The 19811-nt window shown below is 50.6% G+C and carries 19 protein-coding genes and 1 tRNA gene; 11 read left to right on the forward strand and 9 right to left on the reverse strand.

Going from position 1 to position 19811, the window contains the following annotated elements; genetic code table 11:
* Positions 1–5: 5 nt before the first annotated feature.
* The 4 genes from ACTHSN_RS08280 to dapC all read left to right on the forward strand — a co-directional run bounded on the left by ACTHSN_RS08280 (position 6) and on the right by dapC (position 4602).
* Positions 6–881 carry a YoaK family protein gene (locus tag ACTHSN_RS08280; RefSeq protein ID WP_070461604.1) on the forward strand — a complete coding sequence of 292 codons (876 nt, stop codon included), beginning with the start codon at positions 6–8 and terminating at the stop codon, positions 879–881.
* Between the two features lie 217 nt (positions 882–1098).
* Complete coding sequence (locus ACTHSN_RS08285) at positions 1099–1779, forward strand: OmpA family protein (RefSeq protein WP_049328625.1); 681 nt, start codon at positions 1099–1101, stop codon at positions 1777–1779.
* Between the two features lie 340 nt (positions 1780–2119).
* A complete protein-coding gene (locus ACTHSN_RS08290) occupies positions 2120–3292 on the forward strand; it encodes an NAD(P)H-dependent flavin oxidoreductase (RefSeq protein WP_137040981.1) in 1173 nt (390 codons plus the stop codon).
* Between the two features lie 122 nt (positions 3293–3414).
* Entirely contained in the window at positions 3415–4602 is a 1188-nt protein-coding gene (gene dapC, locus ACTHSN_RS08295; RefSeq protein WP_440365243.1) for a succinyldiaminopimelate transaminase, read from the forward strand.
* Between the two features lie 63 nt (positions 4603–4665).
* Here the strand turns inward: dapC and ACTHSN_RS08300 are convergent, their stop codons facing one another.
* From ACTHSN_RS08300 to ACTHSN_RS08330, 7 genes are all read right to left on the reverse strand, one after another.
* A complete protein-coding gene (locus ACTHSN_RS08300) occupies positions 4666–4836 on the reverse strand; it encodes a rubredoxin (protein WP_003747315.1) in 171 nt (56 codons plus the stop codon).
* Between the two features lie 84 nt (positions 4837–4920).
* Positions 4921–6012, reverse strand: a complete 1092-nt coding sequence (locus tag ACTHSN_RS08305) for an acyl-CoA dehydrogenase family protein (protein ID WP_440365244.1) — start codon at positions 6010–6012, stop codon at positions 4921–4923.
* 127 nt (positions 6013–6139) lie between these two features.
* Positions 6140–6688 (reverse strand): carboxymuconolactone decarboxylase family protein, encoded by a 549-nt coding sequence (locus ACTHSN_RS08310; RefSeq protein WP_070843271.1) that lies wholly within the window; start codon positions 6686–6688, stop codon positions 6140–6142.
* A 149-nt stretch (positions 6689–6837) separates the two neighbouring features.
* A complete protein-coding gene (locus tag ACTHSN_RS08315; RefSeq protein WP_003684921.1) occupies positions 6838–7260 on the reverse strand; it encodes a YidB family protein in 423 nt (140 codons plus the stop codon).
* Positions 7261–7425: 165 nt separating this feature from the next.
* Positions 7426–7881, reverse strand: coding sequence for a Holliday junction resolvase RuvX (gene ruvX / locus ACTHSN_RS08320; RefSeq protein ID WP_003680463.1), 456 nt, complete (start codon positions 7879–7881; stop codon positions 7426–7428).
* The gene (locus tag ACTHSN_RS08325) at positions 7874–8422 is read right to left on the reverse strand and encodes a YqgE/AlgH family protein (protein WP_049322876.1); all 549 of its coding nucleotides are present in this window, start codon (positions 8420–8422) and stop codon (positions 7874–7876) included. The genes ruvX and ACTHSN_RS08325 overlap by 8 nt, the downstream gene beginning before the upstream one ends.
* Positions 8423–8451: 29 nt before the next feature.
* The gene (locus ACTHSN_RS08330) at positions 8452–8997 is read right to left on the reverse strand and encodes a CreA family protein (protein WP_070843272.1); all 546 of its coding nucleotides are present in this window, start codon (positions 8995–8997) and stop codon (positions 8452–8454) included.
* Between the two features lie 173 nt (positions 8998–9170).
* Here ACTHSN_RS08330 and ACTHSN_RS08335 point away from each other — a divergent pair, with 173 nt between their 5' ends.
* From ACTHSN_RS08335 to ACTHSN_RS08350, 4 genes are all read left to right on the forward strand, one after another.
* Positions 9171–11090: a murein hydrolase activator EnvC family protein gene (locus tag ACTHSN_RS08335; RefSeq protein WP_070843273.1), complete on the forward strand. Its 1920-nt coding sequence runs from the start codon at positions 9171–9173 to the stop codon at positions 11088–11090.
* 214 nt (positions 11091–11304) lie between these two features.
* Complete coding sequence (locus ACTHSN_RS08340; protein ID WP_070843274.1) at positions 11305–12777, forward strand: S41 family peptidase; 1473 nt, start codon at positions 11305–11307, stop codon at positions 12775–12777.
* 95 nt (positions 12778–12872) lie between these two features.
* Complete coding sequence (gene radA, locus ACTHSN_RS08345) at positions 12873–14249, forward strand: DNA repair protein RadA (RefSeq protein WP_070843275.1); 1377 nt, start codon at positions 12873–12875, stop codon at positions 14247–14249.
* 150 nt (positions 14250–14399) lie between these two features.
* Positions 14400–15206 carry a DUF4198 domain-containing protein gene (locus ACTHSN_RS08350; protein ID WP_070843276.1) on the forward strand — a complete coding sequence of 269 codons (807 nt, stop codon included), beginning with the start codon at positions 14400–14402 and terminating at the stop codon, positions 15204–15206.
* A gap of 55 nt (positions 15207–15261) precedes the next feature.
* Here the strand turns inward: ACTHSN_RS08350 and ACTHSN_RS08355 are convergent, their stop codons facing one another.
* Both ACTHSN_RS08355 and ACTHSN_RS08360 read right to left on the reverse strand, forming a co-directional pair.
* The gene (locus ACTHSN_RS08355) at positions 15262–15822 is read right to left on the reverse strand and encodes a pseudouridine synthase (RefSeq protein WP_070843277.1); all 561 of its coding nucleotides are present in this window, start codon (positions 15820–15822) and stop codon (positions 15262–15264) included.
* 81 nt (positions 15823–15903) lie between these two features.
* Positions 15904–15996, reverse strand: a tRNA-Ser gene (locus ACTHSN_RS08360).
* Between the two features lie 198 nt (positions 15997–16194).
* Here ACTHSN_RS08360 and ACTHSN_RS08365 point away from each other — a divergent pair.
* From ACTHSN_RS08365 to ACTHSN_RS08375, 3 genes are all read left to right on the forward strand, one after another.
* Entirely contained in the window at positions 16195–16707 is a 513-nt protein-coding gene (locus ACTHSN_RS08365) for a hypothetical protein (RefSeq protein WP_234395463.1), read from the forward strand.
* A 52-nt stretch (positions 16708–16759) separates the two neighbouring features.
* The gene (locus ACTHSN_RS08370; RefSeq protein WP_440365245.1) at positions 16760–17377 is read left to right on the forward strand and encodes a 4'-phosphopantetheinyl transferase family protein; all 618 of its coding nucleotides are present in this window, start codon (positions 16760–16762) and stop codon (positions 17375–17377) included.
* Positions 17378–17470: 93 nt separating this feature from the next.
* Entirely contained in the window at positions 17471–19789 is a 2319-nt protein-coding gene (locus ACTHSN_RS08375; RefSeq protein WP_440365246.1) for an MMPL family transporter, read from the forward strand.
* The last annotated feature ends 22 nt before the right edge of the window (positions 19790–19811 follow it).

Consider the following 19811-nt stretch of genomic DNA (forward strand, 5'->3'; position numbering starts at 1 on the left):
AATCAATGAACGACGACAAACCGCCCCACTCCTACCGATTGCGCCACCACAGGCAACACACGCCGCCGTTTTGGCAGGCGGACCGTCCGTATCTGCACGAACACAATATTTCCGATGCCCGTTTTAGACGGCTGGGCTACATCATGGCCTTTCTTGCCGGTGCGATTAATGCCGGCGGTTACTTCGCATTCTCACGTTATACCTCCCACGTTACCGGCTCAATGTCGCTGTTGGCAGATGTTTTGTATCTTCAAGAGTGGAGTGTGGCCATTATTGCCACAATCAGCGTGTTATGTTTTGTTGCCGGTGCCGCGCATTCGGGTTGGGTGATTTTGTGGACGCAGCAGATGCGTTTCCGTGGCAGCTTTGGGTTTTCCATGTGGCTGGAAGCAGTTTATCTGTTGATATTCGGTTGGTTCGGTATTGCCGCGATGGAATGGGATTTTGGCGGCTCTGATTTTATTATGCCGTCTTTAGCATTGTTTTTATTGTGTTTTATTATGGGCATGCACAATACGGTTATCACGCTTCTTTCCGGCGGTGCCATCCGCTCCACCCACATGACCGGTACGGCGACCGACTTGGGCATTGAAATTTCACGCGCGCTTTATTACTCCAAACAGCATCATCCGCGCCTGCCGCACGTCCGCGTCAACAAACCGAAAATGTGGCTTTTAAGCGGCTTGATGCTGTCGTTTTTGCTGGGCGGCGTGGTTGGCGCATGGGGTTATCATCTGGTCGGCCATCATTTCGCCCTGCCCGTTTCCGCCGTTTTGCTCATACTGGGTGCAGGTTCAGTGGGATACGATGTCAAGGTCAGATTGAAATGGGCATTCGTCAACTGGTATCGCCGCAAGCAGAAAAAACGGAAGAAACTGTAAAAAACTTTGCTTGTTATTTCGCGGCAAAATGACCAAACTGTCGGAGAAATGCAGAAATGCTTCAGAATTATGTTAACTGGCAAATATTTTCGTAATATCGGGTTAAACCCGTTCTTTTGCGTTTCGGATATTCGGTATCATTAATTCGTAACGACCCACGCGGTTTTTATTCATTTTTTCAGACGGCCCGAGCCGTCATCTAAAAAGAGGATACGACATGAAATTCTTGAAACCACTGACCGTTATTGCTACTGCAATTCCTTTGGCGCTCACCGGCTGTGTAACTGATCCTGCTACCGGTCAACAATCCGCCAGCAAAACCGCTATGTACGGTTTGGGCGGTGCGGCTGTTTGCGGTATCGTTGGTGCGCTGACCCACGGCGGCAAAGGCGCGCGTAACTCCGCATTGGCTTGTGGTGCAGTAGGTGCCGGTATCGGCGGTTACATGGACTACCAAGAGAAAAAACTGCGTCAAAGCTTGGCCAACACCAACATCGAAGTTGAACGTCAAGGCAACCAAATCAAACTGGTTATGCCTGAAAACGTAACCTTCGCTACCGGCAGCGCTGCCCTGAGTGGCCATGCTCAAAGCGCCTTGTCTGCCGCTGCGCAAACTTTGGTTCAATATCCTGACACGACTTTGACCATCAATGGCCACACCGACAACACCGGTAACGACGCCATCAACGAGCCATTGTCTCGCAACCGCGCCGAATCTGTTGCTACCTTCCTGCAATCCCGTGGCGTAAGCAGCACCCGTTTGAGCACTTTCGGTTACGGCTCCCGTCAACCAATCGCCTCCAACGCTACTGTTGAAGGCCGCGCACAAAACCGCCGCGTTGAAATCTTGATCAACCCTGATCAACGCGCCATTGATGCTGCTAAAAAACAAATGTAATCTGACATCCGTCTGATTCCCATACTTAAGGCCGTCTGAAATTTTAGACGGCCTTTTTCTTTGTAGATTTTGTTTGCAATTTCTCCCCCTCAATCCAACTCATCATAAAATTTATTCCTTTATTAACAATACTTTTCAATTTTTCCTTCAAAAAAACTGTATTAATACTCTAATTTTTACATTAACTTAGAGTATAATTCCTAAAATTTTAAAAACACGCCTCATGCCGTCTGAAAAACGGCGGCGAAAAACACACTTATTTATATACACATCAGTCCGTTATCCAATCCATTTCATAGGATTTCAGACGGTACCATCCAGAATCTATGAAGGAGCATCCATGCAAAACAACTTTGACCCATTGATTATCCGTGGCAAATCACTGATTCCCGTTGTACAAGGCGGTATGGGTGTAGGCGTTTCCGCATCAAAACTCTCCAGCGCGGTTGCGCGCGAAAACGGCGTAGGTACCATCGCCAGTGTCGATTTGCGCCACTTGCACGAAGATTTGCTGGCCGAATCAAAAATCGATTCCAGCGAAGAAAAATACACCCGCCTCAACTGCATCGCGCTTGACCGTGAAATCAAAAAAGCCAAAGCCGATTCAGAAGGCAAAGGCATGATCGCCGTCAACGTCATGAAAGCCGTCAAAGACCATGCCGCCTACGTTCGTCAGGCCTGCGAATCCGGTGCAGACGCGATTGTGATGGGCGCAGGTTTGCCTTTAGATCTGCCGGAAATGGCAGAGGGCTACCACAAAGATGTCGCCCTTTTCCCTATTTTGTCTGAGTCACGCGGTATCAATATCGTTTTGAAACGTTGGATGAAAAAAGGCATCTTGCCCGATGCCATCGTTATCGAACACCCTGCCCACGCAGCCGGCCACTTGGGTGCGGCAACCGTTGACGGCGTGAACGATGCTAAATTCGAGTTCAAACGCGTTATTGAAGAAACGTTTGAAGTATTCAAAAACTTGGGTTTGGAAAGCGAAAAAATCCCGTTGATACTCGCCGGCGGCATGGCAAACTTTGAAAAAGTCAAAACAGCCTTGAAAAACTGGGGCGCGTCCGCCGTCCAAATTGGTACTGCGTTTGCCGTAACTGAAGAAGGCGATGCCCACATCAACTTCAAGAAAACGCTGACCGGTGCGGAAACCGAACAAGTGGTTGAATTCATGTCTGTTGCCGGTTTGCCTGCTCGTGGCGTGCGCACCAAATTCCTCGACAGCTACATCAAACGCGAAGCCAAATTGCAAGCCAATGCCAAAAACGATCCGCGCCGTTGCACCCAAGGCCTGAACTGTCTGACCAGCTGCGGCTTGCGCGACGGTTTGGCCAAAGCCGGCCAATTCTGTATCGACATCCAACTTTCCGCCGCATTCCGCGGCGAAGTCGATAAAGGCCTATTTTTCCGCGGTAAAGACCCACTGCCGTTTGGCAACGCCATCCGTACGGTTCAAGAAACCATTCATTATCTCTTGAACGGTTCCCTGCCCGCCGTCCCTGCCAAATAAACGCATCAACACTCAAAAGGCCGTCTGAAAAACATTTAAACCCTGTTTTCAGACGGCCTTTTTGTCCCAATCCATCTAAAAAATGCTAAGATTGTTGCCTGAATTTATCCGGCTGAAACATCATGAACCCATTATTGAACCATCTCAAACCCTATCCTTTCGCCCGCCTGCGTGAAGCCATGCAAGGTATTGATGCACCCACAGGCATGACGCCTATTCATCTGCAAATTGGCGAGCCGAAACATCCGACGCCCAAAGTCATTACAGATGCGCTGACCGCCTCCCTGCACGAACTGGAAAAATATCCGCTGACCGCAGGCCTGCCCGAACTGCGCCAAGCCTGCGCCGAATGGGTTGCCCGCCGTTATGATGGTTTGAGCCTCAATCCCGACAATGAAATCCTACCGGTATTGGGCAGCCGGGAAGCTTTGTTCTCTTTTATCCAAACCGTTTTAAATCCGGCTTCAGACGGCCCCAAACCGGTCGTTATCAGCCCTAATCCTTTCTATCAAATTTACGAAGGCGCGACTATTTTGGGCGGCGGCGAAATCCATTTTGCCAACTGTCCTGCACCCAGCTTCAACCCCGATTGGAGCAGCCTGCCCGAAGACGTATGGCAGCGCACCAAAGTTCTGATTGTCTGCTCGCCCAACAACCCAAGCGGCAGCGTCCTGCAATTAGAAGACTGGAAAGAAATTTTTGATTTGCAAGACAAATACGGCTTCGTTATCGCCTCTGACGAATGCTATTCCGAAATCTATTTTGACGACAACAAACCAATCGGCGGCCTGCAGGCTGCGGCGCAATTAGGACGCGGTACACGCAACATTATTATGTTCACCAGCCTGTCCAAACGCTCCAACGTCCCCGGTTTGCGTTCTGGCTTTGTCGCAGGCGATGCCGAGTTGCTCAAAAACTTCCTGCTCTACCGCACCTACCACGGCAGCGCGATGAGCATTCCCGTCCAACGCGCCAGCATTGCCGCTTGGAACGATGAAGAACACGTCATTGACAACCGCCGCCTCTACCAAGAAAAATTCGACCGCGTCATCCCTATTTTGCAACAGGCATTCGATGTCAAACTGCCTGACGCGTCGTTCTACATTTGGCTGAAAGTTCCCGATGGCGACGACTTGGCATTTACGCGCAACCTGTGGCAGAAAGCCGCTATCCAAGTGTTGCCCGGCCGCTTCCTCGCCCGCGATACCGAACAAGGCAATCCGGGCGAAGGCTACGTCCGCATCGCTTTGGTTGCCGACGTGGAAAGCTGTGTCAAAGCGGCTGAAACCATTGTTTCGCTCTACCGCTGACGATTAAGCAAACAAAGGCCGTCTGAAATTTCAGACGGCCTTTTTATTAAATAATCGGGTAATTTATATGGTGAAGTCCAGAAGGTAGAAATCTTCTTTACCTACGCCGCATTCAGGGCATTTCCAGTCGTCGGGGATGTCTTCGAACTTGGTTCCGGCAGGCAGGCCGTGTTCGGGGTCGCCGACATCTTCATCGTAAATCCAGCCGCAAGGGCCGCACATATATTGAGCCATTTGGTGTTCCTTCCATTTTGAAAGGCCGTCTGAAACCGTATTTTCAGACGGCCTTTCGTGTGTCTTATTGTTGATATTTTGAATTTATTGCGCTGCTTCCAAAGCGGCTATTTCTTTACGCAGGTGTTTGATGGCCGGTGTTACGATGGCGACGAACATGGCCTCGCGGACGCGGCGTTGTGCCGGGCTGCGCATTAGATAGCCTTTTGCGCCTGCATGCAATGCGGCAGATTGAGTGGCGTTCAATGCCAATACGGCAGCTGCTTCACGCAGTTTCAAGGTTGCCAGCGTGTCAGGTTTATTGTTCCACGCATCATCGGCAAGGCGTTCGGTTTCCGCCCATGCGCCGTCCAAAGCGGCTTTCAATTCATCGTAGCTGTGGTCGAGGTAGCCGTTTACTTCCGCGTTCACCACATTAGCCATGCGGATAATGCCGAGCGCACCGTCAATCACACCGGCGCCGATACCCATTTGCAGCAAGATGAAACCGGCTTTAATGGTCGGGATATAAGACTGGAACTGCTCAGGCGTAGCAATCACATCTTCATCCGGAATAAACACGTCTTTAAAATTCAGGCTGTAAGTGCGCGTGCCTTCCAAACCGCAGAACTCAGGGCAATCTTGCAAGGTAACGCCTTCCCATTGACCGCCGGTGATAAACATCACATAGCTGTCGCCGATTTGGGCGGTATTTGCCCAAATGTGGTCTTCGCCGATATTGGATACCCAAGGCAAAGCGCCGTTGATTTTGTAGCCGCCTTCGACACGTTCGGCTTGCAGATTGTGTTTTTCGATACCGGCAAGGTGTTTGACGGTATTGGACATGCCCGTACCGGCCAAAACTTTGCCCTGCAGAATATCAGCCAAATATTTGGCTTTAACCGCTTGGTTGGGGGATTGATGCAGATACCACGCGCAAGCTGCCTGACACCATGCGCTGAACGAAGTCGCGCCGCATTCTTTACCGATTTCGCGCAATACGGCAATTTGCGTTGACAAACCCAAACCGTTGCCGCCTTCTTCAACCGTACCGGTCGCGGCAAAACCGCCGATTTTGCCCAATTCCAGCATAAATTCTTTCGGGTACAGGCCTTTGCGGTCGATGTCGTCCACCAATGGTTTCAGCTTGCTTTTAACGAGTGCGGCAACATTGTTCAGTAAAGCTTCGCGTGTCATGATTTTTTCCTCTGAATAAGGTTTGAAGCGTAGATGGTTCTACTTATGAATTATTCTTGGCAACAAGGATATCCTTGCTTTTTGCTAAAAGGCCGTCTGAATTTTCAGACGGCCTTTTTTGATGAGATTAGGCAAATGCCTGCAATTCAGGGTTGATTTCGGTTTTGGCAAGGTTGTTGACGTAGTTGCACAAGGTTGCCAAAGCAACGCCCATGACGACTTCAACGGCTTGCTGTTGGTTGTAGCCTGCATCGAAGAAAGCTTTCAGCTCGTCGTCGGATACCGCGCCTTTTTTCGCCATAATGGCCTGGGTGAATGTCGCCAAAGCACCCAGTTTGGCATCGTCAAACTCGCCTGCAGCCAATGCGCGTGCGGCTTTGATGGATTGTTCGGACAGCAGTTTTTTCAGGGTGGCCAGTTTGGTGTGGCCGGCAACGCAGAAACCGCATTCGTTGGTACGGGCGGCGATGATTTGGACAACTTCAACTTCGCCGTCAGTCAGGCTGTTGGCCGCATTCAGCTTGCCAACTTCTTGATAAAACGCCAAAGCTTCAGGCGCATTGGCCAAAACGCCGATCAGGTTAGGAATAAAGCCGTTGTTTTTCAATACGGCTTCAACGCGTGGTTTAGCAGCTTCAGGAGCGGTTTCAACTGTGTGTATGGTCAAGCGGGACATGTGTATAACCTTCTTATTTGGTGAAATGAAGTGTCCATCATAAGCCATCTGCCTCCATCAGAAAAAGACTTATTGGTTATTTACCGTGAACCAAAAGTTATAAGGCCGTCTGAACGGATTCAGACGGCCTTATCAAATGATTCAATTCATTATTTCATAAAGTTTTTCAGCAGCATAGAAGCAATGTCGTCCAAGCCGAAGCCATCCGCATCTTGAGCCGTGCCGTTAGGTGTGGCTTTATCTACCAAGTCAGGCAATACTTTGGCCAACAAATCGCCTGCTTGACCGGCATCCACGCCGAATTTTTGCGCGATTTGGTTTACCGTATCGCTGCCCAAAGCATTTTGTAGGTCGCTGCCGGACACAGGCAGGTTGCTGGATTGGTTGGAAACCCAGCTGCTCAGGGCATCGCCCAAACCGCCTTGTTGCAGTTGGTTGATCAGGTTGCCCACACCGCCTTGCTGTTTCACCAAATCCATCGCCATATCGGTCAGAGAACCTTGTGCGCCGTTTTCGCTGTTGCCACCCAACATTTGGGTAGCCGCATTCAAAAGATTGTCCATGAGTGCCATGACTTTTTCCTTGTATTTGTGTCTAAAAAAGAGAACGGAGTGTAGCAAAATTTGCACTGAAAAAAATCAGACTTAACCAAACTAAACCTCTTTTATCTCAAAGCCGTAATAAAACCAAGGCCGTCTGAAATCAAGTTTCAGACGGCCTCTATAACGAACCATGTGCTATTCTTCGCGGCCATTGAAATACTCGGCCGCTCCGCCTTCAAAAAAGCCTTGCAAAATCGCCTGCGCCGCTACTTGGTCAAGCACGGATTTTTGTTTTCGGCCAAACACTTGGGCTTCAGCAAGCAGGCTTTCCGCGTATAGGGAAGACATCCTTTCGTCCACCCAATAAACCGGCAAATTAAAACGTCCGTGCAAACGGCGGCCAAACTTGCGGCTCAAACGGGTCAGCTCATGCTCCGTGCCATCGGTATGCGTCGGCAGGCCGACCACAAAATACTTGGGCTGCCATTCTTTGACCAGCTTGGCAATGGCCTCAAATTTTTCATCGTTGCTGTTGCCGGTTACCGTCGCCAGCGGATGAGTCATACCCAACTCAGCGTCGCCCTGCGCCACGCCAATACGCGCCTCGCCGAAATCAAAGGCCAAAACCGTACCTTTTGGTGCATCAGGCATGGCCGACTCCTGAAACTAAGGCGTTCGGATTGACACCCAATTTTTCAAAAGCGGCGGCATAACGAAGCTCGTAAGGCACATCAAAAAGAATATGCTCGTCCGCAGGGACGGTCAGCCAAACATTTTCTGCCAGCTCGCGCTCCAACTGCCCTTTGCCCCATTTAGAATAACCGATACTGATCAAAGCCTTATCCACCGCACCTTCTTTAGACAGGTTTTCAATCACATCGCGCGAAGAAGTCAGCGCCACGTTATCGGTTACCACCATGCTGTTTTGCCAGCGGCCGATCGGCGTATGCACGACATAGCCGCGCTCAATCTGAACCGGCCCGCCCATCATCACGTTTTCATGTTGCAGGCGCAACGGGATATTGCGGTCGGCGGCGGCAAAAATCATGTCCATGGTAATCGGCGAAGGCTTGTTGATGATGATGCCCAGCGCACCTTCTTCATCGTGTTCGCACACATAAATGACCGTATCCGTAAAAAACGGATCGTCCATATGAGGCATAGCAATCAGGAAATGGTTGGCTAAATTCATATTCTTCTTAATCTATTAAGCTGATTTTATTATTTTTGGCCGTCAGAAATCGGCGCGTCCACCACGCAGGCGCCATAAACTGCGCCGCCTGCCGGTACCGGCGCATCGGTTTTCGCATGGGCAAAACACGATACCGCGCTCAAAGAGTTCTTCGGCGAACCTTGAACGATTTTATCGCTGTACACCAAATAAGCGAAAGACTTACGTTTCGGATCGTAGTAGCGGATAATCTGCTGGCTCTTAAATGCTATGCTAGCACTGCGTTTGAACACTTGTCGCGGTTTCAAAACTTCAGACTCGTTATAACGGATGACTTCCGCACTTTGCACGCAGGAAACCGATGCGTCGCTGGCATCTTCTTCCAGATTGACCGTTTCTTTCAAACCGCCTTTTTTCGCGTACGAAATATAACAGGCAACCCCCTGCACATCAGGATCATCAAAACCTTCCACTTCAATACGGTCGTTTTTACCCAACATATGAAACACCGTACTGGCGCGTCCGATTTTATCGGTATCGTTACCGCAAGCCGCCAAAATCATGGCGCCCAACACTACTAATAAATATTTTTTCATAATATCCTGTCAATGCAGACTGTTAGTTTTCAGGCAGGCAGAATCATATCCGCCTACTCCATCATTACTATATAAGACCGTTCGTCCATATTGCAACCCAATATTATTTTCAGACGGCCTGACAGACAGTATAATCCGTCCTATTGTTCCTACTTTAATAGCAAGATCGAACCATGCGTTACAAACCCCTCATCCTCGCCCTGCTGCTCAGCTTCTCCCTGCCAACCTATGCTGCCAAAGACACGCCGAAAGAAAAAGCGGCCGCCGTCAAAAAAGCTGCGCCCGTGAAAAAAGAGAAAGAAGCCGCCAAGGCGGATGTCAAAAAAGAAACCTCAAAAAAACAAGCGGTAAAAGAAAAAGAGGAAGACAAAAAAGCGGTTAAAGCCAAAGCCTCCAAAGAGAAGGAAACCGCCGACAAGAACGAACGCGCTTCATCCAAAAACAAACCGGCTAAAGCCGCCGAAGCCGCGGCCGACAATAAAAAGGCCAACCGCAAAACCGAAGAGCCTAAAGAAACAGCCAAAGACAAAAAAGCCGCAGCCGCAAAACCCGGCAAAGCCAAAGAACAAGACAAAAAACCTGTTGAAGATAAAAAAGACAGCAAAACCAAAGAACCCGTAAAAAAAGCAGAACCTAAAGAAACCAAAACCAAAGAGACTGCTAAAAAAGCGGCTGAGGATAAAAAAGACCGTCAATCCAAAGAGCCAGTAAAAAAAGCAGCTGAAGACAAAAAGGCTGACGCCAAAGAAACCAAAGCCAAAGAGCCTGCCAAAAAAGCTGTTGAAGATAAAAAAGACGCTAAAAAAGACACAAAAGCTAAAGAGCAAAACAAAAAAGACGAGCCTAAAGCTGAGCCTAAAGCCGTCTCTTCAGCCGACAACGATTTCAAAGCAGCCGTGACTGCCGCCGCCAACGAAATGGAAAGCAAGAAATCCTTTGCCAAACGCAACGAGGGTTTCATTATCCATGTCAATGCCACGCTCAAACAGCTGCAACAAACACGCAACAACCTCTCCGGTATCAACCGCAAACAACGCGACGCTTGGGAAAAATTCCAAAAACTCAATGCCGATGCCAACCAGTTGAAAGCCGAAGTTTCCAACACGCGCGCCCAAATTTCGCGCTTTGTGTCCGGCAACTATAAAAACAGCCAGCCCAACGCGGTTGCCCTCTTCCTGAAAAACGCCGATGCCGGTCAAAAAACCCGCTTCCTGCGTTACACGCGTTATATCAACAACGCCAACGACCAAGTCATGAGAGACTTGGAAAAACAACAAAAAGAGCTGGCGGCGCAAGAGCAAAAAATCAACAATGAATTGGCTTACCTGAAAAAACTGCAAGCCAACATCCAAGCTTCGTTGCGTCAACAAGGCGTGACCAATACCGCAGAACAAGCCGAAAGCCGCCGTCAAAACGCGCAGATGGCCAAAGAAGCACAAAAGAAAATCAACCACAGAGAAAACGAGCAGCGCCTCAACAATCTCTTGAAAGATTTGGAAAAACGCAAAGCCGAGCAACGCAAAGCCGAAGCCGAAGCGCGTAAAAAAGCCGCCGAAGCCCGTTTGGCCGCCGCTGAAAAAGCACGCAAAGAGCAGGCTGCCGCCCAACAAAAAGCCGAAGCCGAACGCGCCGCCATGTCCACGCTGACTGACGAAGACATGAAACTGCAAGCCCCAAATACCCAAGGTTTGACCGTCAGCAACGCCAACAGCTTCAGCCGTATGCAAGGCCGTCTGAAAAAACCGGTCAACGGCACATTGGCAGGCCTGTTCGGTCAAGACCGCGGCGATGGCGAAGTTTGGAAAGGCGTGTTCTACAATACCGTTCCGGCTCCGGTCAGCAGCATTGCATCAGGCACGGTTACTTTTGCCGGCGAACTTGAAGGCTACGGCAAAGTAGTCGTCCTCGACCACGGCGACGGCTATGTCAGCATTTACTCCGGCCTGAGCGAAATCGACATTGCCCAAAACTACGCCGTCAATGCCGGCAGTAAAATTGGCACCAGCGGCACTTTGCCGTCGGGCGAAACCGGCCTTTACCTTGAAGTCCGCTACAACGGACAAGTCATGAATCCGCTTTCATGGATTAACTGATGTTTCAGACGGCCTGAGTGAATTTTCCCTCCAGGCCGTCTGAATTTTCATCATAAACTACAATAAAACACGATTTTCACGCCTGTTCAGCACATTAAACAACAAACTTTTACCTTAAACTTATTGTTCCGAGCGTTTAAATCACATAAAGTCAACGGGTTCAGAGAAAACAAAAACCACTTTGCTTACCGTACACAAAAAGAAAGTCAAACGAATGTCAACAAAATCCACTTTGAAAAAAGTTGCAATCTACACTCTCGGCGCATTTAGCGGCATCGCCCTCAGTCTGAGTGTACAAAGTTTTGCCGCCGAAAAAGACAAAAAAGACAACGAGGCCCTGCCCGTGCAGACCATCCGCACCATGGCAGAAGTGTACGGCCAAATCAAAGCCAACTATTACCAAGACAAGCCCGATGCCGAGCTTTTTGAAGGCGCAATGAAAGGTATGGTGTCCGATCTCGATCCGCATTCCGAGTATATGGACAAAAAAGGCTATGCCGAAATGAAAGAATCCACCAGCGGCGAATTCGGCGGCCTGGGCATGGAAATCGGACAAGAAGACGGCTTCGTCAAAGTCGTTGCCCCGATTGAAGACACGCCGGCAGAACGCGCCGGTGTGAAAAGCGGCGACTTCATCGTCAAAATCGACAATACCTCTACCCGCGGCCTGACTGTCAGCGAAGCCGTCAAAAAAATGCGCGGCAAACCGGGTACCAAAATCACCCTGACCCTTTCACGCAAAAATGCCGACAAACCCATCGTCGTCAACCTGACCCGCGCCATCATCAAAGTCAAAAGCGTGCGCCACCATCTGCTTGAAAAAGACTACGGCTACATCCGCGTCTCCCAATTCCAAGAGCGCACCGTTGCCGCGCTCAACGAAGCCGCACAAGCCCTTGTCAAAGAAAACAAAGGTCCGCTCAAAGGCATCATTCTCGACTTGCGCGACGACCCAGGCGGCCTGCTCAATGGCGCAGTCGGCGTATCCGCAGCCTTCCTGCAGCCTGACGTAACCGTTGTCAGCACCAAAGGCCGCAACAAAAAAGAAGGCATGGTACTCAAAGCAACTGCCGAAGACTACATCACCACCAGCGGCAAAGACCCGTTGGCCGGATTGCCTGCCGAGCTGAAAACCATTCCTATGACCGTCCTGATTAACGCAGGATCGGCCTCTGCTTCCGAAATCGTTGCCGGCGCATTGCAAGACCACAAACGCGCCGTCGTCGTCGGCACACAAAGTTTCGGCAAAGGCTCAGTGCAAACCCTGATTCCGCTTTCCGGCGGCAGCGCAGTCAAACTGACCACCGCCCTTTACTACACGCCAAACGACCGCTCGATTCAAGCGCAAGGCATTGTTCCTGACGTTGAAGTCAAAGACAAAGACCGCACCTTTGAAAGCCGCGAAGCCGATTTGGTCGGCCATATCGGTAATCCGCTGGGCGGCCAAGACGTCAACAGCAGCAACGAAACGCCTGCCAACACAGAAACCAAAGCCGATAAAGACAAGTCCAAAAAAGACAAAGACGAAGACATCTCCAGCCGCCGCATTCCCAATCCGGCCAAAGACGATCAGCTCCGTAAAGCCTTGGACTTAGTGAAAAATCCAGCCGAATGGCAAAAATCTTTGGGCTTGGCAGCGAAAAAACCTGCACCGAAAAAAGATGCGGATAAAGACAGTAAGAAATAAACCTGTTATTTCTCAATAAAAAAGGTCGTCTGAAAACGATATGATTGTTTTCAGACGACCTTTTCACACATCAAATATTCCACAGGGAAAACACCATGGCAAAAGCCCCCAAAACCATCTACCAATGTTCCGAATGCGGCGGTACTTCCCCGAAATGGCAGGGTAAATGCCCGCATTGCGGCGAGTGGAACACGCTTCAGGAAAGCCTGGCCGCGCCCGAACCGAAAAACGCCCGTTTCCAATCTTGGGCGGCGGACACTTCGACCGTCCAATCCCTCTCCGCCGTTACCGCGACCGAAGTGCCGCGTAATCCGACCGGCATGGGCGAGCTTGACCGCGTATTGGGCGGTGGTTTGGTCGATGGCGCGGTCATCCTGCTCGGCGGCGACCCCGGCATCGGCAAATCTACGTTGCTGTTGCAAACCATCGCCAAAATGGCGCAAAGCCGTAAAGTGCTGTACGTTTCCGGTGAAGAATCCGCCCAACAAGTCGCCCTGCGCGCACAACGTTTGGAACTGCCTACCGAAGGCGTGAACCTGCTTGCTGAAATCCGCATGGAAGCGATTCAGACGGCCTTGAAACAGCATCAGCCCGAAGTCGTCGTTATCGACTCCATCCAAACCATGTATTCCGACCAAATCACTTCCGCCCCCGGTTCCGTGTCGCAGGTGCGCGAATGTGCCGCCCAACTGACGCGTATGGCGAAACAGATGGGCATCGCCATGATACTGGTCGGACACGTTACCAAAGACGGCGCGATTGCCGGCCCGCGCGTGCTGGAACACATGGTCGATACCGTGCTGTATTTCGAGGGCGACCAACATTCCAACTACCGCATGATACGCGCCATTAAAAACCGCTTCGGTGCGGCAAACGAACTGGGCGTATTCGCCATGACCGAAAACGGTTTAAAAGGCGTATCCAATCCGTCCGCCATTTTCCTCGCCAGCTACCGCGACGATACGCCCGGCTCGTGCGTTTTGGTTACACAAGAAGGCAGCCGCCCGCTTTTGATCGAAATTCAGGCATTGGTCGATGATGCACACGGTTTCACACCCAAACGACTCACCGTCGGTCTCGAACAAAACCGCCTCGCCATGCTGCTCGCCGTCCTCAACCGCCACGGCGGCATCGCCTGTTTCGACCAAGACGTGTTCCTCAATGCCGTCGGCGGCGTCAAAATCGGCGAACCCGCCGCCGACCTCGCCGTCATCCTCGCCATGCTCTCCAGCTTCCGCAACCGCCCCATGCCCGAAAAAACCGTGGTTTTCGGCGAAATCGGCCTCAGCGGCGAAGTCCGCCCTGTTGCACGCGGACAAGAGCGGCTCAAAGAAGCGGAAAAACTCGGCTTCAAACGCGCCATCGTCCCCAAAGCCAATATGCCGCGCAATGCCAAAGAGTTTCCGAACCTGAAAATCTACGGCGTCAGCAGTTTGCAGGAAGCGATTGATGTTTGTCGTGACGGGGACTAAACCGTTTCGATAATCCTCCTAAAAAACAATCATCTAAAAGGCCGTCTGAAAACTTTCAGACGGACTCTCTTTAAATTTAAATAATTTTGTTATATTATAACGAACGATTTTATTCTATCTTTTCTACACATCAAAAATCGGAGAGAAATCATGAAAAAAACCGCTTTGCTTATCGCATCCGCCTTCCTGTTCAGCACTGCCGCACACGCCCATCGCGTTTGGGTTGAAACCGCCCACACACATGGCGGCGAATACCTTGAAGCCGAATTGGGCTATGGCGAATTCCCTGAGCTTGAACCTATCGCCAAAGACCGCCTGCACATTTTCAGCAAACCCATGCAACTGGTAACTGAAAAAGGCAAAGAAAACATGATTCAAAAAGGCACATACAATTACCAATACCGCAGCAAATTGCCGGTCAAAGACGGTAGCTACCTCGTTACCGCCGAATACCAACCGACTTTCTGGTCAAAAAACAACGCGGGTTGGAAGCAGGCAAGCATCAAAGAAATGCCTGATGCAAGCTATTGCGAGCAAACCCGTATGTTCGGTAAAAACATCGTCAATGTCGGCCACGAAAGCGCAGATACCGCCATTATCACCAAGCAAGTCGGCCAACATTTGGAAATCGTTCCTTTGGACAACCCTGCCAACGTCCACGTCGGCGAACGCTTCAAAGTCCGCGTCCTCTTCAATGGCGAGCCGCTGCCCAACGCTACCGTTACCGCCACATTTGACGGCTTCGACACCAGCGACCGCAGCAAAACCCACAAAACCGAAGCCCAAGCCTTCTCCGATACAACGGACGACAAAGGCGAAGTCAGCATTATTCCCCTGCGCCAAGGCTTCTGGAAAGCCAGCGTAGAACACAAAGCCGATTTCCCCGATCAAAGCGTGTGCCAAAAACAGGCTAACTACACCACAATGACCTTCCAGATCGGTCATTCACATCATTAATTTTTCCATAACAAAAGGCCGTCTGAATATTTCAGACGGCCTTTATTCATTCTATTTAAGGACGATGCGGTGCAAACTGCCATTGTCCCAATTCCAAATTCAAATCAAACAGATTCAGACGGCCTATTGCCACACGGACCAAGCGCAAACATGGAAAGCCTGCTTTCGCCGTCATCCTTCGCACTTGGCGGTTTTTCCCTTCCGAAATTTTGATTTCCACCCAAAAATCAGGCACAGACTTGCGCACGCGAATCGGCGGCACGCGCGGCCATAAAACCTCCGCTTCGCCTTCTTCCAATACCCTAACCTCGGCCGGACGGGTGACAAAATCGCCCAAATCTACGCCACGGCGCAACAAATCCAATTTGGCTTCATCAGGAGAACCCTCCACCTGCGCCCAATAAGTTTTGACCTGCTTGAATTTCGGGTCGGCAATCTGCGCCTGCAAACGGCCATCATTGGTCAGCAGCAGCAAACCCTCGCTGTCCGTATCCAAACGGCCGGCCGGATAAAATCCCGGTTTCTCGACAAAATCCTTAAGGCACTGATGTTTTTCATGTGCAGAAAACTGGCAAATCACGCCATAAGGCTTGTTTAGAATAATCAAATCGTTCATTTCACACTTTCAGACAGCCTTAGATTCCAAGCAATCTCGGATAATAAAAAAGACACCGTATAAAACGGTGTCTTTCATATTTGGCGGAGTAAGAGGGATTCGAACCCTCGATGCAGGTTGACCCCACATGCTTCCTTAGCAGGGAAGTGCCTTCAGCCTCTCAGCCATTACTCCTAAGGAAGTCCGCAATATACGCTTTCTGCCCTCCTTCGTCAAGCATTACCGCCTCAAACTTTCTTAACGCCATGAAATCATTTAAATAAAAATATAATATTTTTTGCACCATTCTGTTTTTATACTTCTTTCATATATGTTAAAATGATTCTGCTTTCTGTAAACTTTTTCTACGCCCATTATTACAAAGGAGTTCGTATGTTACGTTTTTCTGCTTTGGTTGCCGTATCCGCCCTGATGCTTGCCGCTTGCTCACAATCTGGCAATTCCCAACCATCCACTTCCTCCTCTCAAACTTCTACTCCAAAAACAACTGCCGCCGGTTCTGCCTGCCGTAGCATGGGTGAGGGCCATAAAGTCCATGGCAAAGGTCAAAACGATATTTATATGTGTAAAGTCGATGTAGCTTTAAACTCTACCGAAGCTAAATCTGTTTTGGATCCTAGCATCCGCGTTCACTACGGCAGTACATCCGGCGCAACTTTGACTTCTCGTCAAATTGCCAACACAGTCGGCAAAACCCCTGATGAAACCTGCCAACGCGCATTCTTAAGCGCGGTTAAACGCTTCCAAAGCACTGCTCATCGCAAAAAAGCCAAATCCGTTCATCTGGTTAGCTACTTTGACAAAGTAACCAAAGGCGGTAACGAATACGAATGCCACATCGCTACATTCAACAGCCGTGTGGTTTTGAAAGGCAGCTTCCACTAAGCAATGTCAAAAATGCCGGACTTCAATATGAAGTTTGGCATTTTTCTATTTTATGGATACGACACCCCTTCACTGTCTGCTGGCCGATCCCTCTTTTGCCGCCTGCTACGACCATGCGTCTCTAAACGCAGCCGATTCCCAACGTTTGGCTACCACGCCTCAACTGGCGCAGCGTCAAGACTGGCAAGTCAGCCGCGCATTAAAACAGCAAACCGATTTACCGACTGTATCGCTGAGCCACAGCAAAGGCTTTGCCGCTTTATTGTGTGCGCCTCAGCCCTTAACAGCCGGTATCGATATCGAGTTTATCCGCCCGCGCGATTTTAAAGCGCTATCGGCTTTGGTCTGCACGCAAGAAGAACAAAACTACTTAGAAACAGTAAACTGGCCGTCTGAAACGTTTTACCGATTGTGGTGTTTCAAAGAAGCATTGATTAAAGCGGCGAATTTGGATTTTCCGTCGGACATGAAATCGGTCGGCTATGTTTTCGATTCAGGGCAACCCGTCGGTTTACGCGCTGGAAAGCAAACCGATTGGCACGGCACAAGCGCGATTTTGGCGGATACGATGGCACTTGCCTGCGTTTGGAAGGGAAAAGCCGTCGCTCTGCAATGGCAGTTTTTCGGCTCACTCAAGCTCAATGACTTAACCGACCAGCAAACTATCTAACAACTGACAAACTAATAATAATCTGATTTAATTTACTGCACTTTTACTTATTCCACACACCAACAGCAGCATTTGCAAAAGGCCGTCTGAACGATGAATCTTCGCCTCCTAAACCGCCTCTATACTGCCCTTATCCTGTTTCTTACCCTGTTTTTGGTTTATGCCTTTGCTTCACAAGCGCGCATCCAAACCGATTTGACCGCGTTATTGCCAAGCGAGCAGCAACCCGATGCCTTATTAACGGCCGCGGATAAAGCCGCAGAAGCGCAGCTCAATTCGCAAGTCATTTTGCTTGCAGGCAGCACCGATGCCGAAACCGCTTTTCAGACTGCCTCACAAATTGCCGACGTATGGCGCAAAAGCGGCGTATTTGAACAAGTCGACAGCAGCATGACGCCGAATTTGGACAAAGTGCGGGCGGATATGCAGAAACTGAGTTTGGCAGTTTTGCCGCAAGACGAAATACGCCTGCTGTTTGAGCAGCCGCAAGCCTATTTTCAGGCTCGGGCAGAAGCCGCGGCCAATCCGTTTGCCACCCCCTCCCCTTTGTCTTTAGAACAAGACTGGCTGGGCTTCGGACGCTTTGTTGCCAACAAGGCCAATCCGCAAAGCCGTTTGCAGTGGGACATGGACAACGGCATGCTCTTTGCCGAAGACAAAGGCAAAACTTGGGTATTCTTGCGCGGACGGCTCGCCGGCGGCGATCAATTTTCCGGCAACGATGCCCTCTTGCCGCTGATGGCGCAAAGCCGTCAAATCGCTTCGGAAAACGGCGCCGAAACCTTAAGCGCAGGTGGCGCATTGTTCGCCGCCGTATCCAAAGCAGCCGCAGAAAAAGAAAGTCGGCTGATGAGTATGGTCGGACTTGGACTGACCTTTGCGCTGCTTTTGTGGGTCTTCCGCAGCGGCCGCGTATTTTTGCTGTCCTTGCCGCTGGCAGCCGGTATGTTGACCGGATTGGCGGTCGCTTTATTGGTATTCAACGAAGTACATATCCTGACCATCGTCATCGGCACCAGCCTGGTGGGTATGTTGGTGGATTTCCCGTTGCACTGGCTTGCTCCGTCGGTATTCGGGCCGTCTGAAAAGACCGTTTGGCAGGCTGAATCGGCAATGAAACATGTCTTGCCGAGTTTTGCTGTCAGCCTGACAATTACCGTCTTGGGCTACGCACTGCTGTGGTTTACCCCTTTGCCTGTATTGCGCCAAACCGCGGTATTTTCAGGCTTCGCTTTATTTGGCGCGTTTGGTGCCACCGTTTTATGGCTGCCGCCGCTGTTTCGCCGCTACCGTGCCAAAACCGTGCCTTTTGCCGCATTAACCGAAAAGCTCTATTCCTTGTCAGGCCGTCTGAAAAACCGCCTGCACAAACGCGGCTGGTTAATCGTAGGCGGAATTTTGCTGGCAGCCGGACTGTGGCGCAGCGACTGGCGTGACGACATCCGTCAATGGGTCAATATGCCGACCGCGATGTTGGCCGAAGTACAACAAATCGGCCAGTTGAGCGGCACGGATTTTGGCGGCAAATATTTGGTGGCCGAAGCACAAAGCGAAGATGCCCTGTTGAAGAAAACCGCCGAACTCGGCCGCGCCCTGCAGCCCTTAATTGTGCAAGGCAAACTGTCCGGCATCCAATCGCCCGACCAATTCATCCTGCCGACAACGGAACAGCAAAAACTGCAAAACCGCCTGCGCGAATTGACCAAATTGCCTGATAGCTGGAAACCGCTCATAGAAATCGGTATTCCGCGCAAAACCGTGCGCGATGCCCTGCTGCAAGCCGCCGATACGCAACCATTATCGCTTTCAGACGGCCTGAATACCGATTTGGCAGAAGCTTGGCGTTCCTTGTATTTGGGTGAAGTGGAACCAGGCCGTTTTGCTGCCGTCGTGCGTTTGAACGGCATGACCGATGAAGCCGCCGTACACGCCGCAGTGCAACACGTCTCCGGCATACATTGGGCAGACAAACGCGCCCACTTAAACGAGCTTTTCCACCACACGCGCAATCAGGCCGCATGGTTGAAACTGGCTTCCTATGCGTTGGCATGGCTGCTTTTGTGGAAAATGTTCGGTTTCAAACGCGGCAGCAAAATCCTTGCCGTGCCGCTGGCTGCAGCTATCTGCACCGTTGCCGTACTCGGTTTGGCCGGCATTCCCGTCAGCCTGTTTGCCATGTTCGGCCTGCTTTTAGTGTCCGCCATCGGCGTGGACTATGCCGTCTATGCCGCCACTGCACATCACAGCGCGCCGGCAAAATTAGGCGGTATGCTGCTTGCCGCCGCGACGACAGCCATTTCCTTTGCCCTGCTCGCCATCAGCAGCACGCCCGCCGTTGCCGCGTTCGGCATGACGGTTACCATCGGCGTGGCATTCAATATTTGGCTGGCAGGCACATTGTTGAAAAATTAGACAAAAGATGAAGACGATTGAA

This window comes from Neisseria sp. P0009.S010, from assembly GCF_051958545.1.
Lineage (GTDB): Bacteria > Pseudomonadota > Gammaproteobacteria > Burkholderiales > Neisseriaceae > Neisseria > Neisseria subflava_A.

What these genes read in the sequence shown, in the direction of transcription:
- ACTHSN_RS08365 (WP_234395463.1), top strand. Translation starts at nt 16,195, where the DNA reads ATGTTACGTTTTTCTGCTTTGGTTGCCGTATCCGCCCTGATGCTTGCC.
- ACTHSN_RS08310 (WP_070843271.1), bottom strand. Translation starts at nt 6,688, where the DNA reads ATGTCCCGCTTGACCATACACACAGTTGAAACCGCTCCTGAAGCTGCT.
- ACTHSN_RS08335 (WP_070843273.1), top strand. Translation starts at nt 9,171, where the DNA reads ATGCGTTACAAACCCCTCATCCTCGCCCTGCTGCTCAGCTTCTCCCTG.
- radA (WP_070843275.1), top strand. Translation starts at nt 12,873, where the DNA reads ATGGCAAAAGCCCCCAAAACCATCTACCAATGTTCCGAATGCGGCGGT.
- ACTHSN_RS08350 (WP_070843276.1), top strand. Translation starts at nt 14,400, where the DNA reads ATGAAAAAAACCGCTTTGCTTATCGCATCCGCCTTCCTGTTCAGCACT.
- ACTHSN_RS08325 (WP_049322876.1), bottom strand. Translation starts at nt 8,422, where the DNA reads ATGAATTTAGCCAACCATTTCCTGATTGCTATGCCTCATATGGACGAT.
- ACTHSN_RS08375 (WP_440365246.1), top strand. Translation starts at nt 17,471, where the DNA reads ATGAATCTTCGCCTCCTAAACCGCCTCTATACTGCCCTTATCCTGTTT.
- ACTHSN_RS08315 (WP_003684921.1), bottom strand. Translation starts at nt 7,260, where the DNA reads ATGGCACTCATGGACAATCTTTTGAATGCGGCTACCCAAATGTTGGGT.
- ACTHSN_RS08285 (WP_049328625.1), top strand. Translation starts at nt 1,099, where the DNA reads ATGAAATTCTTGAAACCACTGACCGTTATTGCTACTGCAATTCCTTTG.
- ACTHSN_RS08305 (WP_440365244.1), bottom strand. Translation starts at nt 6,012, where the DNA reads ATGACACGCGAAGCTTTACTGAACAATGTTGCCGCACTCGTTAAAAGC.
- ACTHSN_RS08280 (WP_070461604.1), top strand. Translation starts at nt 6, where the DNA reads ATGAACGACGACAAACCGCCCCACTCCTACCGATTGCGCCACCACAGG.
- dapC (WP_440365243.1), top strand. Translation starts at nt 3,415, where the DNA reads ATGAACCCATTATTGAACCATCTCAAACCCTATCCTTTCGCCCGCCTG.
- ACTHSN_RS08300 (WP_003747315.1), bottom strand. Translation starts at nt 4,836, where the DNA reads ATGGCTCAATATATGTGCGGCCCTTGCGGCTGGATTTACGATGAAGAT.
- ACTHSN_RS08370 (WP_440365245.1), top strand. Translation starts at nt 16,760, where the DNA reads ATGGATACGACACCCCTTCACTGTCTGCTGGCCGATCCCTCTTTTGCC.
- ACTHSN_RS08330 (WP_070843272.1), bottom strand. Translation starts at nt 8,997, where the DNA reads ATGAAAAAATATTTATTAGTAGTGTTGGGCGCCATGATTTTGGCGGCT.
- ACTHSN_RS08340 (WP_070843274.1), top strand. Translation starts at nt 11,305, where the DNA reads ATGTCAACAAAATCCACTTTGAAAAAAGTTGCAATCTACACTCTCGGC.
- ACTHSN_RS08355 (WP_070843277.1), bottom strand. Translation starts at nt 15,822, where the DNA reads ATGAACGATTTGATTATTCTAAACAAGCCTTATGGCGTGATTTGCCAG.
- ACTHSN_RS08290 (WP_137040981.1), top strand. Translation starts at nt 2,120, where the DNA reads ATGCAAAACAACTTTGACCCATTGATTATCCGTGGCAAATCACTGATT.
- ruvX (WP_003680463.1), bottom strand. Translation starts at nt 7,881, where the DNA reads ATGCCTGATGCACCAAAAGGTACGGTTTTGGCCTTTGATTTCGGCGAG.